The 12,386-nt window shown below is 42.1% G+C and carries 12 protein-coding genes and 1 pseudogene; 4 read left to right on the top strand and 9 right to left on the bottom strand.

Going from position 1 to position 12,386, the window contains the following annotated elements; all coding sequences use genetic code 11:
- Positions 1 to 39: 39 nt before the first annotated feature.
- Together ACR8BL_RS00645 and ACR8BL_RS00640 are read left to right on the top strand one after the other, a co-directional pair.
- Entirely contained in the window at positions 40 to 666 is a 627-nt protein-coding gene (locus ACR8BL_RS00645) for a LysE family transporter (RefSeq protein ID WP_434750812.1), read from the top strand.
- Positions 667 to 748: 82 nt separating this feature from the next.
- Entirely contained in the window at positions 749 to 1,486 is a 738-nt protein-coding gene (locus ACR8BL_RS00640; RefSeq protein WP_434750811.1) for a YqcI/YcgG family protein, read from the top strand.
- A gap of 37 nt (positions 1,487 to 1,523) precedes the next feature.
- Here ACR8BL_RS00640 and ACR8BL_RS00635 read toward each other — a convergent pair whose 3' ends face one another.
- The 6 genes from ACR8BL_RS00635 to ACR8BL_RS00610 form a co-directional block, all read right to left on the bottom strand.
- Complete coding sequence (locus ACR8BL_RS00635; RefSeq protein WP_434750810.1) at positions 1,524 to 2,846, bottom strand: amino acid permease; 1,323 nt, start codon at positions 2,844 to 2,846, stop codon at positions 1,524 to 1,526.
- Between the two features lie 262 nt (positions 2,847 to 3,108).
- Complete coding sequence (locus tag ACR8BL_RS00630; RefSeq protein ID WP_434750809.1) at positions 3,109 to 3,393, bottom strand: barstar family protein; 285 nt, start codon at positions 3,391 to 3,393, stop codon at positions 3,109 to 3,111.
- Entirely contained in the window at positions 3,368 to 3,811 is a 444-nt protein-coding gene (gene psiE, locus ACR8BL_RS00625; protein ID WP_434750808.1) for a phosphate-starvation-inducible protein PsiE, read from the bottom strand. The genes ACR8BL_RS00630 and psiE overlap by 26 nt, the downstream gene beginning before the upstream one ends.
- Positions 3,812 to 3,828: 17 nt before the next feature.
- Complete coding sequence (locus ACR8BL_RS00620; protein WP_434758305.1) at positions 3,829 to 4,416, bottom strand: RNA polymerase sigma factor; 588 nt, start codon at positions 4,414 to 4,416, stop codon at positions 3,829 to 3,831.
- Positions 4,417 to 4,492: 76 nt separating this feature from the next.
- The gene (locus ACR8BL_RS00615; protein ID WP_434750806.1) at positions 4,493 to 5,800 is read right to left on the bottom strand and encodes a HAMP domain-containing sensor histidine kinase; all 1,308 of its coding nucleotides are present in this window, start codon (positions 5,798 to 5,800) and stop codon (positions 4,493 to 4,495) included.
- Positions 5,787 to 6,482: a response regulator transcription factor gene (locus ACR8BL_RS00610; protein WP_434750805.1), complete on the bottom strand. Its 696-nt coding sequence runs from the start codon at positions 6,480 to 6,482 to the stop codon at positions 5,787 to 5,789. The genes ACR8BL_RS00615 and ACR8BL_RS00610 overlap by 14 nt, the downstream gene beginning before the upstream one ends.
- Before the next feature lie 266 nt (positions 6,483 to 6,748).
- Here ACR8BL_RS00610 and ACR8BL_RS00605 point away from each other — a divergent pair, with 266 nt between their 5' ends.
- Positions 6,749 to 7,984, top strand: coding sequence for a DUF418 domain-containing protein (locus tag ACR8BL_RS00605; protein ID WP_434750804.1), 1,236 nt, complete (start codon positions 6,749 to 6,751; stop codon positions 7,982 to 7,984).
- Between the two features lie 474 nt (positions 7,985 to 8,458).
- Here ACR8BL_RS00605 and ACR8BL_RS00600 read toward each other — a convergent pair whose 3' ends face one another.
- The 3 genes and pseudogenes from ACR8BL_RS00600 to ACR8BL_RS00590 all read right to left on the bottom strand — a co-directional run bounded on the left by ACR8BL_RS00600 (position 8,459) and on the right by ACR8BL_RS00590 (position 10,788).
- Positions 8,459 to 9,349, bottom strand: a complete 891-nt coding sequence (locus ACR8BL_RS00600) for an aldo/keto reductase (RefSeq protein ID WP_434750803.1) — start codon at positions 9,347 to 9,349, stop codon at positions 8,459 to 8,461.
- Positions 9,350 to 9,571: 222 nt separating this feature from the next.
- Positions 9,572 to 10,267, bottom strand: a pseudogene (locus ACR8BL_RS00595) (SDR family NAD(P)-dependent oxidoreductase); the annotation flags it as partial.
- A gap of 32 nt (positions 10,268 to 10,299) precedes the next feature.
- The gene (locus tag ACR8BL_RS00590; protein WP_434750802.1) at positions 10,300 to 10,788 is read right to left on the bottom strand and encodes a GNAT family N-acetyltransferase; all 489 of its coding nucleotides are present in this window, start codon (positions 10,786 to 10,788) and stop codon (positions 10,300 to 10,302) included.
- Between the two features lie 203 nt (positions 10,789 to 10,991).
- Here ACR8BL_RS00590 and xerS point away from each other — a divergent pair, with 203 nt between their 5' ends.
- Positions 10,992 to 12,083, top strand: coding sequence for a tyrosine recombinase XerS (xerS, locus tag ACR8BL_RS00585; RefSeq protein ID WP_434758304.1), 1,092 nt, complete (start codon positions 10,992 to 10,994; stop codon positions 12,081 to 12,083).
- Positions 12,084 to 12,386: the final 303 nt, after the last annotated feature.

Below are 12,386 nucleotides of genomic sequence, written 5' to 3'. Positions count from 1 at the left end.
CATGTTATTCCATGCATCTGTTGAGGAGTGATTTTGTTTATGTCGGTGCTATTCAGTTATATTTTTCTCGGGATATCCTTATCCGCACCTGTTGGCCCTATCAATGCTGCACAATTAGATCGCGGAGCACGTCATGGATTTATGCATGCTTGGGTGCTGGGAATAGGTGCCATGTTTGCGGATTTGGTGTACATGCTTTTCATTTATTTTGGTATCGCTCACTTTTTGAATACTCCGTTTATGCAAGCTTTTTTGTGGTCATTTGGCAGCTTCATTTTGATCTATACTGGCATAGAAACATTGACCAAATTAAGACAAGACATCAAGGACAGCACCATGGTAGAATCAAAAATACACCATTCCTTCATCACTGGATTTCTAATGGCGCTATCCAATCCATTAAATATTTTATTCTGGCTTGGCATTTACGGCTCAGTTCTTACCTCTGCAATAAAACATAGCAACATGGCTGATATATTGCTTTACAGCTCTGGCATTTTCATCGGCATTTTAATTTGGGATGTTATTATGGCCTTTATGGCAAGCCGTTTTCACAAACAAAACAATGAATTAATTCTTTACTGGGTATCTGTTATCTCAGGGATTAGTTTGATTGGGTTCGGGATTTATTTTGCATTTGAAGCAATCCGTTTTATATTTTTCTAAATCAGTGTTCGCATAGACAGTCACCCAACTCCTTTTGATTTAATACATTATTAGGGATTAAATCAAAAGGAGTTGTAACCGTATGTTGGAATTGTATAGTGCTGAGGAGTTAAAACAGATTTTCGAACAGCTTCCTTCCTGGCAGCAAGAGTCTTTCACACAGTTTTCTAACATGATTGCAGATGAAGAAAATACGTATCCATGTGTTCCTGGCCGTATCGGATTTTTGTCAGGCCATTTAAGATATGCTTTTATTTCAGACCCACGTCTCCATAGAGCCTCTAAAGAGTTGGCGAGCATACTTCAGCAATACGGTGCTGTCTCACGTGAAACGGGTCTTTATGCCTCCCTTGTAGTTATATGTGAGACTCCATCTGACATGAAAGAACATACAAGCGTAGAGCAGTATCAAACTTTATTCTGGCAAGTGCTGAGTCGCACGACCACGCATGACTCTTCCCCATGGCCCGATCATATTTCAAAGGAACCAAACGATGCTTCCTGGGAGTTTTGTTTTAACGGAGAACCGTATTTTTGTTTTTGTGCTACTCCCGCTCATCTTCAGAGAAAAAGCCGTCATTTCCCATTTTTCATGCTAGCTTTTCAACCCCGCTGGGTATTTGAAGCCATAAACGACGAAACTTCGCTTGGTCGTAAGATGAAAACGTTGATTCGCAAACGATTAGCCGAGTATGATACTGCTCCTGCTCACCCCTCACTTATGTGGTACGGGCAAAAGGATAATTTGGAATGGAAACAGTACTTTTTGCCGGACGATGAGCAAACCATCTCCAAGTGCCCTTTTATGCGTAAAAAATAAACATAACAACACTGACAGCAAGCTGATTGCACTTCGTTTATGATGTTAGTTTTCTCAGCCGATGCTTATGCACGATATAGGTTACAACAGATAAAAGCAGCACGAGTCCAATACTAACCAGCAGACCAATTCTACTGGTTTTTTCCAATGCCGTACCTGCCACAGCGACTATAATTAGGAGAATGGCAATACAGGCTTTGATCATTCCCCATTTGGCAGGTTTGATTTTGCAAATATATGTCACACAGATGAGAAGCCAGGTATACATCAGAACAAGGCTTCCTGCCGTTGTGATATATTCAAATAATGTTTTCGGCAACCATAAAGCCATTAACGTAGACAGAATCAAACCTGCTGCTGTGCAAATCAAAGCATAGATCGGTATCTTCTTTTTGCCCATCGTTTTGGTAAATATAGATGGCGCATCACCGTCTTTACCTAGCTTCACAAGCATGGAAGTAATCGCATATAAGGAAGCAACCATTGTTGAAAATCCAGCAATAATCAACACTCCATTCATAATATGTACAACAACGTGTAATCCGATGGATGACATGGCTTTGACGAGCGGACTTTCATCCGCAGTCACTTGGTTGGCAGGCAGCAGAATCAGAGCTATCGAGATAATGTACAAAGCACTAACGGAGAATAACATAACTCGACCTGACTTCATTGCATCTTTCGGCTCTTTTAGCCTGGCGGCCATCAAACCCATAACCTCGATTCCCGCAAATGCAAAAAAAGCATAGATAAATCCGCTCCAAGCACCTCGGATACCCTGAGGTAGCCATTGGTTATGATTCACAGACGGAGCGATTGATAACTCTATTGGTAGCCATTGAAGACAAGCCGCACCAACAATGAAAATAAAAGCGACTGTAGCTGCCAATTTGATTACCGCCAATATATTTTCTGTTTGTGTAATTCCCTTTGCACCTAGCGCAGCAATGCAGAGGCCAACACAAGCATAGATAGCTACGAAAGCCCATAATGGGAATTTAGGGAACCAGAACTGCGAAAACAGCCCCAATGCTGTTAGAGAGCTGCCCATAATCAGCATTTCAGAAGACCAATACATCCATCCACTGCCAAACCCCGCCCATGTTCCAAACGTTTCTTTAGCATAGGTTCTAAACGCTCCTTCTTTGGGATCGTTCGCAGTCATCTCAGCCAATGCGCCGTATACAAAGTATGTTCCTACTGCTGCAAGCAGAAGCAAAACGAGCACAAAAAAACCGGACCAGCGAATGGCCAAACTGGAGCCGAGAAAAAAACCAGTGCCCAGAGTACAACCCGCACCAAACAGCGCCAGGCTAAGCCACCCTAGCATTTGCTCTTTATGTTTCTGCTGTTTTTTCATTTTGTTTCCTCCTCTACCTTCTCTCACTTAAAATGTACAATTCCGAATTTTTTATGTCTCTTTCACTAAAATAAAGCGTTTAGAAAAAAAAGCTGCCCTTTCATAGAGAAAGGAGCAGCTTTTCTATTGACGTTCACCTCAGCATGTGAAGGTTCGTTAATACGTTACTCGGAGTTGACTGGAGTGGGATTGTTTGATGTACAGAAACGTAACAATGGAGCATATTTGATTTACTATTATGAATTTTTCATATATTGAAATTTTATAATTTCACTGTAAATCTAAACAATTCCTCCAGCTGTTCATCGACCTCGTACAGTAAGTTCATCAGTTGATCTGCGTAAGGTCCAATCGCGGCTCTGCTGTCATTGTAATGAATCCATTCCAGCGTAACTGGCACTGGCACATGCCATACTAACGCTTCCCAGAGGGTATCCATACTCTCAAAATGAGCGGGCTGCAGCGAAAATTCGGTCTGAACCATGCGCTGCAGATCCTCTACGCTTCCTATCGTTTTCCCATCAATGATCACTTTCACTTTTTTCATATTTCTGAGCTCCTGGATTCCGTCGATTTGATATAAAAAGAGCACCTACCATGATCAAAATAGCCAACGACCACCAGAACGTCGACATTGCTTGATCATGATCTATAATAATTAATCGGATTACCGCTGTGATTCCAATATAAATAAAGTAACGAAGAGGAAAATGAAAATTAGATTTAAAGTACTTCACAATTAAAGCGATAAATTCAAAGTACAAGAAGAAAACGAGCAATTCGGATAACATTTCATAGTAGCTATCCTGACGAGTTACAAAAGACTGGTACACAATTTGTACGATATACCATGTCTCACTAATTAGCAGTGCGCTTAAAGCTAAGGCCAGAAAGAACAGGCAGATATTCAAAAGCGCTTGTAGAATGTATGGTGTTTTTTGAAATTTAGTAATTAAATCTTTCATTTGTCATGTCTCCTGTTTCAATACGTGATGTCAATTAACTGTTGCTTCATATGTTTTCTTCCTCGAAAGAGATACGTTTTGGCCGTGTTTTCAGGTATATCATTCAATACACTGATGTCTTTGATGGTCATTTCCAAGTAGTACCGCTGATAGACGTAGTGCCTCCACTTCCCTGGAATCTGATAAAATGCGTCATTGATCCGACGTTTGTACTCGGAAGAAGTCTCATTCTGAATCAGCCTTTCTTCAGGGCCAGGTTCACGGGACATTAGATCAGATGTAGCATCTGGAGACGTTTTTGTATCCTCTACATATAACGCAGTTGTGGCAAGACTCTGTCTCTTTTTCTTGCGCAGAACGTCCAGGCATACATTTCTCCCAATGGTATAAATCCAGTTTACGACATTCTTTTGGCTGTTCATTTGTTCAATATGCGTATATACCCGCAAGAATGTCTCCTGCACGACATCATCTCGATCCTGCGGATCTCGGAAATAACGCGAAGCCAGTCTCCATACCATCGATTGATAAGTGGCCATAAGTGACGTAAACGTAGATTGAGTTGCAAATAAGGTACCTTTCATAGGTTTCTCTATCGGGTTCATTCTGATTCCTCCACAGATGTAATTAAACCCCTTGTGTGTTTTTATCTGAAATGTAAACTCACTTCAACAGCAAGTTTTATACCTTGGATTTACTGAAACTCAACACAACACGATAGCTGGTTCCTTCTTGACTCCTGGAAAACTGCCCTTGCATACGGTTCATCATCCGGCTTATGATCCTCTCTCCCAGACCTGTACTTTCCGGAGAAACCTCTGCAATTTTGATGGTGTTGGTCAGTTGAATTTCAAATATCTCCGCATTCGAGTTGAATGTAATACAGATTTCATCCTTGGGTTCTGCATACTTCAACAGATTGGACAGAATATTATCAAAGACCCGCCCGAGTTCCTCCAAATTCACCGTGATATAAACTTGCGGCAGTTCACCCATAATGCGGACTTTAAATTGCTCCTGGCGCAAAATGGCAATCTGATCGGATATCAGATCATAAATCGCCTCCTGCACAGCAATGCTTTCGAGGTCTTCCTCTTGCTCTTTATCCAAAAGGAAATAATCAAACAAGTCATCGGAAAGCTTTTTGAGTTGGATGGCTTTTCCATATGCATTCGTAATGTAACGGCCCTTGTCTGAAACGGACTCACTGTGTTCTTTCTTTGCAAACTCCAAATACATAATCAAAGAGGTCAGCGGGGTTCGCATATCATGAGACATTTCGGTGACAAGACTGCGACTCTCCGCTTGTAATGTTTCAATCGCATCCAGCTTATCCAGAAAGGCTTTACGGAGCTCCTCAATGCTTTCAGCGATCATGGCTAATTCATCGTGACCGCGAATCGTCATTTCATAATTTAGCTCTCCACCTTCAAGAATGTGAATCTCCTCATGAATCGTTCTTAGATAAGCGAGACTCCGACGAATGCCTAGCAGTACAATTAACAGGAAGATTAACGTCGAGCCGAGTAGTTCCAGGGTGAAGGTGATATCGTAATATCGGGATGAGAAAAATCCGTCAACCGTTACTCTCCCCTCTCCATCACTAAACATAACTGAAAATGAATGCTTTTGAGCGTATAGCGTTTCCCGCTCTACCCCATATCCTGACTCATCTTCCACCGAGTAATTGGAATCATATTGCAACACTTGATCTTTGTAGATGGTGAGCATAATGTAGTTCTCTTTTTTCACCCATTCCCCAAATGCCTTGCGATCAGTTGAAGATAGATTATTCGTCTTAACAAATTGGCTAAACTTCGCAATCGATTGAGCCGACTCACTTTTGTAGTATTCATCCGAGTTAAGGTATCTGTCAATCAACCCATTACTGACCTTCTGCATCGTCACAAAGATCAGACCACTTACCGTAGCCGCGAGCAAAATGATTAAAGCTAATTTTTTGGTAAGTGTAAATTTACGGTGTGCCAAAACGATATCCTCTCCCCCATTCGGTAAGGACATAAACCGGGTGCGCCGGATCATCTTCTATCTTTGCACGCAATTTGCGAATGTGTACCATCACTGTATTATTTGAAGAATAAAAATACGGCTGTTCCCAGACACTCTCGTAAATATTATGCGCAGAAAATATTTTGTTTCGTTTGCTCATCAGGAGCTTCAGGATGCGATACTCCAGATCAGAAAGCTTGATCTGTTGTCCTTCTTTTGAGACCTCATTAAAATGCTCATTGACCTTTAATTTGCCCCCAACAAGAAAAGTATCTCCGCTCTCTTTTTTCTCCTTGTAAATCTTGTATCTTCGTAGTTGGGCGATGACCCGGGCATGAAGCTCTGCTTCTGAAAATGGCTTTGTCATATAATCATCACCGCCTGCCAGAAGACCTTCCGTTTTATCCAGCGTACTCGATTTAGCAGTTAAAAACAGAATAGGAACGTTAGAATAGGTTCTAATCTGCTCACATGTTTCGATCCCCGAGATCCCTGGCATCATGATATCCAAAATGACCAAGTCTAGGCCGTTATCTACGAGTTGCAGCGCACCCTGTCCGTCTCTGGCTCTTAACACTTCATTGCCCGCTCTTGTAAGAGACTCTTCTAATAGATCACCAATATCCTGATCATCCTCTACGACTAATATCCGATGGGACATATCTGACTCACCTCATAATTCCTGATGTTATTACGCATCCTCACTATATATCGTCCTTCGGCAACTCTTAGGTAATACAATAAATCATAAATCTTAACCATTTATGAATGCAATCAATTGTCATACATTCGTCACAAATTTTAAATAAAAAACGATCCTTCAGAAACTGTTAAGAATCGGACAGTATAGTTATTTAAGGTAATAACAGTATTTATACACACCAAGACTCGCTCGGCCTAAAAATAAAAATGAATAGGAGAAATGTTATGAATGAAAATGTGAAAAAAGAGAACCTTGCCCAACCCCTGAGTTTGAAAGAACGTGTCCATTTTTTAGATATCGTTCGTGGATTTGCTATGCTCGGCATTATTATTGTGAATTACTTTTTGATCGTAGACTCGATGAAGGGATTTGATATGAATTCTAACGATCTGGTCCACAGCTTGGTTTCCACATTCGCCGAAGGAAAATTCATTACGTTATTTTCTTTTCTGTTTGGTGTTGGATTTATGATTTTTATGGATCGGGCTGTACAACGCGTAGAACATCCTCGAAAACTTTTTGCTCGCAGGTTAATCATTCTATTCTGTATCGGCTTATTGCACATCACCTTTATATGGGTTGGCGACATATTGACTTTTTACGCCGTAGCCGGATTTCTTCTACTCGCGTTTTATGCTCGCACTCCTAAAACGATATTGCGCTGGATTATCGCTCTTATATCGATGCAATTTCTGGCTTCCATATTTATGATGATCTATAATGCGATGAGAACTGCATCCTTGAACATGCCAACTTATTTCGATTTCACATTAACCAGTCATACCAGCCTTACCTATTGGGACTCCTTGGTAGCACGATGGGCAGACATGGGCGTGATGGCGGCAAGTTCATTTTCTACGGTTTATTCCATGTTCCTGATGTTCCTGATCGGTATGTATTTTGTAAAGATGGACTTCTTCACAAACATGGAAACAAAGCAATCGATTTGGAAGCGAATCTGGTTCATTAGCTTGGGTGCATTTATACTTACTCAGTTAAGTACGATGCTGAATACACTTATTTCGAGTGAAAATACATTTTTGATGGAGCTTTTCATGATCCTGGCTCAACAAGGGAACTTAACCGGAAGCATGTTTTATATGAGCAGCCTCGCGATGCTGTTTATGTATGTTCCTGCGCTCCGAAAAGCGTTGATGGTATTTACCAAAGTTGGACGTATGTCGCTGACCTGTTACCTCCTTCATTCCATCATTGGAACCGTGCTTCTGCTTCCATATGGATTTGGATTCGCTAGTTCTATAAAACCTATGGGTACACTTACACTCAGTATTGCTGTGTATGTTGTGCTCGTAATTTTCGCCTCACTGTGGCTAAAACGCTTCAAAATCGGGCCAATGGAATCGATCTGGCGCAAGCTTACGTATGGTAAGGTTAACCGTGCTTCCAAAACAATTCCGACCACGCTCGTCCAGCCATTGAACAGTGATTTTCGTCAGTAAGCAGTGATTAGAGCCACATAGTCTGTGCGATTCGCTCCACCTAACCAAAAGCCCCTAGGGGGCTTTTTTTTAAATTCTTCTTAATAAAACTTTACATGAAACGATGTAAATATATCGTCACGCTCTCAGCTCTCTACTGATATCGCTTAATCATGTTGAGGCTTCATAACAAGCGTCATGCGTGAAATCAACCAACGTAGTTAAAAATACCTTCCTATTAATCTACGTTGAAAACCATGCCGTCCTCCCCCACCTTTATTACAGGTATTACAGGGTTTTGTTCTGGATGGATTCTTATTGTGAATTTTTCATATGTTGAAAAAATAATATTTCGAAGTTTAAGTAGTTAATTTATCTGCCTTTCCTCTCATCTGACTTATTCTGAGCACAAAAAAACTGCCCAAAAAGGCAGTTCTCCAGAGATCCTAATCATTCAAAACAACTACTTTTAAAGCGTGTTTGAATGAACTGGGATTAGATGCGGCCAGTCCAGTCAGCTCGTGCGACTTCTTTCCAGCGTGCACGAATGGCCTCATATTGCTCCTTCTCTAGCGGCACCTTCGCCACCAGATCAGCATTTTGCTGCCAACGGTCAGGTTTGGCAGTTCCCACAATTGCGGTATGCACACCTTCAGTGCTCAGTGTAAATCGCAGTGCAATCTCCACCACTCGTTGTGCTTCTTCGCTCAAAAAGTCATATTTCAGTTCGTTTAACCGTTTCCAATAGTCATAAGCATAATCATCTTCTGTTACTGTATCATACATCCAGGCTACATTTGCAATCGGTCTTTTGGCAATAATGCCCATATTTCGTTTACGCGCCTCAGGCAAAGTCAGTTCAATTGCTTCCTGATCAGCAATATTTAATGATGTCTCCAGACTGTCAAATACACCTGTACGGATAGCATATAATGCATCTGTCGTATCCCCGCTATACCCGATAAAACGGGTTTTTCCAGCCTCTTTCGCCCGCTGCAGCACTTCAATCACATCACCCTGTCGAAGCACTTCTTCTGAACAGCTGTGCAGGTGGATCACATCCACATAATCCGTTTTTAAGCGCTTGAGACTACGATCAACAGTCTGTTCGAGCACGTTGGCATCCCAATTGGGCCCGTCCACACCTGCTGCATGTCCACATTTGGTAAAAAGAAAATATTCTTGCCGCCGATGTCCTAACACGTCACCAATTTTTTCCTCACTGTCACCGTAACATTCCGCTGTATCAATCATATTTAGACCCGCATCCAAAGCACGGTTAAGTAACAATTCTACGTCTGCCTTGGATGCATCCCGAATCTCAGAGCCGCCAAAACCAAGTGTACTGACTTTCATCCCGGTATTTCCGTAATTACGAAGTTCCATCGTGATCCTCCTCCAAAATAGGTTAGTGGCTTAAATAAGATAAGTACCATACAGAAGACTTCCGTATTCTTCGTATTATTTCATTTGCATCATTTGCAGGTTGACTTGTCTGCACGGTGTCGTATTTCATGTTGTCGCGTTCATAAGTTATTACCCATTGGAGCAGAAAGCAGCACATTTTAAAAAAACTTCTCTCTTACATTTTAGTACACATGAATACGTTTAGAAACCGTAAATAGACATACCGCCATCAACCAATAAAGTCTGGCCTGTAATATAACCTGCCGCATCCGAAGCAAGAAAAACAACGGGGCCAACAATCTCCGGTAGCTCTCCTAAACGCCCAAGCGGTGTACGACTAGTAATTTCTTGCATATACTGCGGATCATCAAGCAATTTCTCCGTCAGCGGAGTGCGGAAATACCAAGGTCCGACCGAGTTCACACGAATACCATATTTCCCCCACTCCAGCGCCAGCACCTTCGTCATATGGATTAAAGCCGCTTTTGTTGCCCCATATACAACACCTGTTCGCAATGCTGTATGTCCGCCGACCGATGAGATGTTAATAATTTTGCCATCCCCATACGGCTTCATATGCTGACCCGCCCATTGTGAAGCAAAAAAAGCTGATTTAAGATTCGTTTGCATGATCGTTTCCCACTGTTTATCTGTTACTTCCAGGGCTGGCGTTCGGATGTTCATACCTGCATTGTTCACGAGAATATGAATAAGCCCCATCTCGGAAATCGCCTGCTCGAAAGTCTCTTGCATCTGCTCTTTAGAAGTTACGTCGGCGCAGAGAGCCAATGCTTTGCGTCCCGTCTGTTCAGTAATCGCCGCTGCTGTTTCTTCGATCTCCTTCATCGTGCGGGATACAAGCACGACATTGCTCCCCGATTCGGCTAGACCAACTGACTTTATTTTTACAGGCTTGTCTTAATGTTGTATCATGTTACAAAATACTGACTAGGATTGCCCAGTTCCGGATGGAATTTTTCTCGGAAACGCCCTCCGGTATAGTCGCCAATGATTTTACGCCAGAACGCCTGCGCAATCATATTATTCCGAACCTGTGTTACTTTCCATCGCCCGGGGAAACGTCTAAATAATTCATACGCGGCTTGTGTTCCAACGCCGCTGCGCCTGTATTTTTGCATAACAAAAAATTCGGTCAAATAGTAGTCATTATCCTTGCTCCCTGGTTCTAACTTCTCTACAAGTGCAAATCCAGCCGGTGCTCCTTCACTCGTGATCAGAAAAGGAAACTTTCGACCTGTCTCCGTCCAGAAAGCATCCAGACCCGGATATTCCGGAAAAATGCCATCCTGATCTACATCGATATTCAGATATTTCGTAAAATCATAGAGATAAAATTGCATGAGATGCCGAATCACCTGACTGCGTTCGCGGGGAACCAGCTCAATCTGCATATTCATTTGGTTCGCCTCCTCTAGTCTAGTATGCATGTATAACATACTGTAAACCTTTATTAGACATAGGGCAATAACATGACATGGCTTAACGTGTACAACCCGGTTCTTTGCATATCCTCCAGTAATATCAAACAAGATGAGTGCATGTAAATTATGGTACACTTAATATACTTTGATAAAACAATCGTCATATGGAGGTGCCGAATTTGACCAACGTGCAAAAAGAGATTGACCGACGTAAACTGGATGAAAAACTACCCTCAATGCCCTGGTTTGTTCAGCAATTCATTGACTATAAACTGCCTGACCTCTCTCCGTCTACACTGCTAGAATACTTGAGAGATTATGATACCTTTTTCAGCTGGCTGCGTGCAGAAGGGTTGTCTCAGGCTGACTCGAACCAAGGAGTGACATTGACCGAACTGGAAGTGCTTCGCATGGATTCCGTTACTGCGTACCGATTATTCCTGACCACGAGACGCGAGGGTACCAATTCAAGAATTACGGTTTCACGTAAACTTTCTTCCCTGCGGTCGTTATTTCATTATTTAAGCCAGATTGCTGAAGATGAAGACTTCTACCCCCTTCTTAAACGGAATATCATGGCCAAGATTGAGATCAAACGCACCCATAAACCAAAAGACACCGCCGCAAAACTCAAAGGAAAAATATTGGAAGAAAATGAGTTGCTTGAATTTATCGGTTACATTCTTGAGGGCTATGCCATAGATATGCAAAAGAACAAACAAGCCCTTTACTCACATGAGCTGAACAAAGAACGAGATGCTTGTATTGCTAGCCTTATTCTGAACTCAGGTCTGCGGGTATCCGAAGTTGTTAATTTGAATGTGGATGACCTTGATCCAGGCAATAAACTGCTTTATGTTTACCGCAAAGGTAACAATGATGAAACGTACAAAACTCCCGTATATTTCAGGGAACAGGCCAAAGATGAACTGGCAACCTATATGAACCTGCGGCAATCACGGTATCGCACACCCAAACGAGAAAAGGCGCTCTTTATCGCACTCCGTAACGGGGAATCGGAAGGCAGCCGCATGACTAAACGTGCCATTCAGGCAATGATCATGAAATATGCCAAATGTTTTGGCAAGCCCTATCTGACCGTGCATAAATTACGCCACTCTTTCGCCACCGACTATTATTTGCAAAATGACATTTATAAAACAAAAGAACAGCTTGGTCACGCTTCAACCGAAACGACCGAAATCTATGCGCATCTGACTGACAAAACGATGTCGGAGGCCATTGAACGCCGCGTAGAAGAGAACGCTTAAAGTTAAACTAGTTCTTAATGCTAAAGCTCACGTTATAGCCAAACCAATACTAGCACTCGACGGCCAAGACTCGACTTAACGTAGTCATCTCGAGAGTCGCAGGTAACAGGTAACTATACATGTCGCTGAGTACCCTTGTCATGAAGCAAGGCACCACGTGCTGCACACAGCACGTGGTGCAAAATAAACACCAAGACAAAATAGCGGGCCATTCGAAGATCTATTATATGAAGGAATATAAAATGAAGATCCATTTATATAGTCGAATCCGTTGTTATTCTCGAATAATTGTATCCAACATCT

It is taken from the genome of Paenibacillus amylolyticus (assembly GCF_051136285.1).
Taxonomy (GTDB): domain Bacteria; phylum Bacillota; class Bacilli; order Paenibacillales; family Paenibacillaceae; genus Paenibacillus; species Paenibacillus amylolyticus_F.
This window is presented reverse-complemented; position numbering and strand designations above follow the sequence as displayed.

What these genes read in the sequence shown, in the direction of transcription:
- ACR8BL_RS00610 (WP_434750805.1), bottom strand. Translation starts at nt 6,482, where the DNA reads ATGTCCCATCGGATATTAGTCGTAGAGGATGATCAGGATATTGGTGAT.
- ACR8BL_RS00590 (WP_434750802.1), bottom strand. Translation starts at nt 10,788, where the DNA reads ATGAATATGCAGATTGAGCTGGTTCCCCGCGAACGCAGTCAGGTGATT.
- ACR8BL_RS00640 (WP_434750811.1), top strand. Translation starts at nt 749, where the DNA reads ATGTTGGAATTGTATAGTGCTGAGGAGTTAAAACAGATTTTCGAACAG.
- ACR8BL_RS00600 (WP_434750803.1), bottom strand. Translation starts at nt 9,349, where the DNA reads ATGGAACTTCGTAATTACGGAAATACCGGGATGAAAGTCAGTACACTT.
- ACR8BL_RS00605 (WP_434750804.1), top strand. Translation starts at nt 6,749, where the DNA reads ATGAATGAAAATGTGAAAAAAGAGAACCTTGCCCAACCCCTGAGTTTG.
- ACR8BL_RS00620 (WP_434758305.1), bottom strand. Translation starts at nt 4,416, where the DNA reads ATGAACCCGATAGAGAAACCTATGAAAGGTACCTTATTTGCAACTCAA.
- ACR8BL_RS00645 (WP_434750812.1), top strand. Translation starts at nt 40, where the DNA reads ATGTCGGTGCTATTCAGTTATATTTTTCTCGGGATATCCTTATCCGCA.
- psiE (WP_434750808.1), bottom strand. Translation starts at nt 3,811, where the DNA reads ATGAAAGATTTAATTACTAAATTTCAAAAAACACCATACATTCTACAA.
- ACR8BL_RS00630 (WP_434750809.1), bottom strand. Translation starts at nt 3,393, where the DNA reads ATGAAAAAAGTGAAAGTGATCATTGATGGGAAAACGATAGGAAGCGTA.
- ACR8BL_RS00635 (WP_434750810.1), bottom strand. Translation starts at nt 2,846, where the DNA reads ATGAAAAAACAGCAGAAACATAAAGAGCAAATGCTAGGGTGGCTTAGC.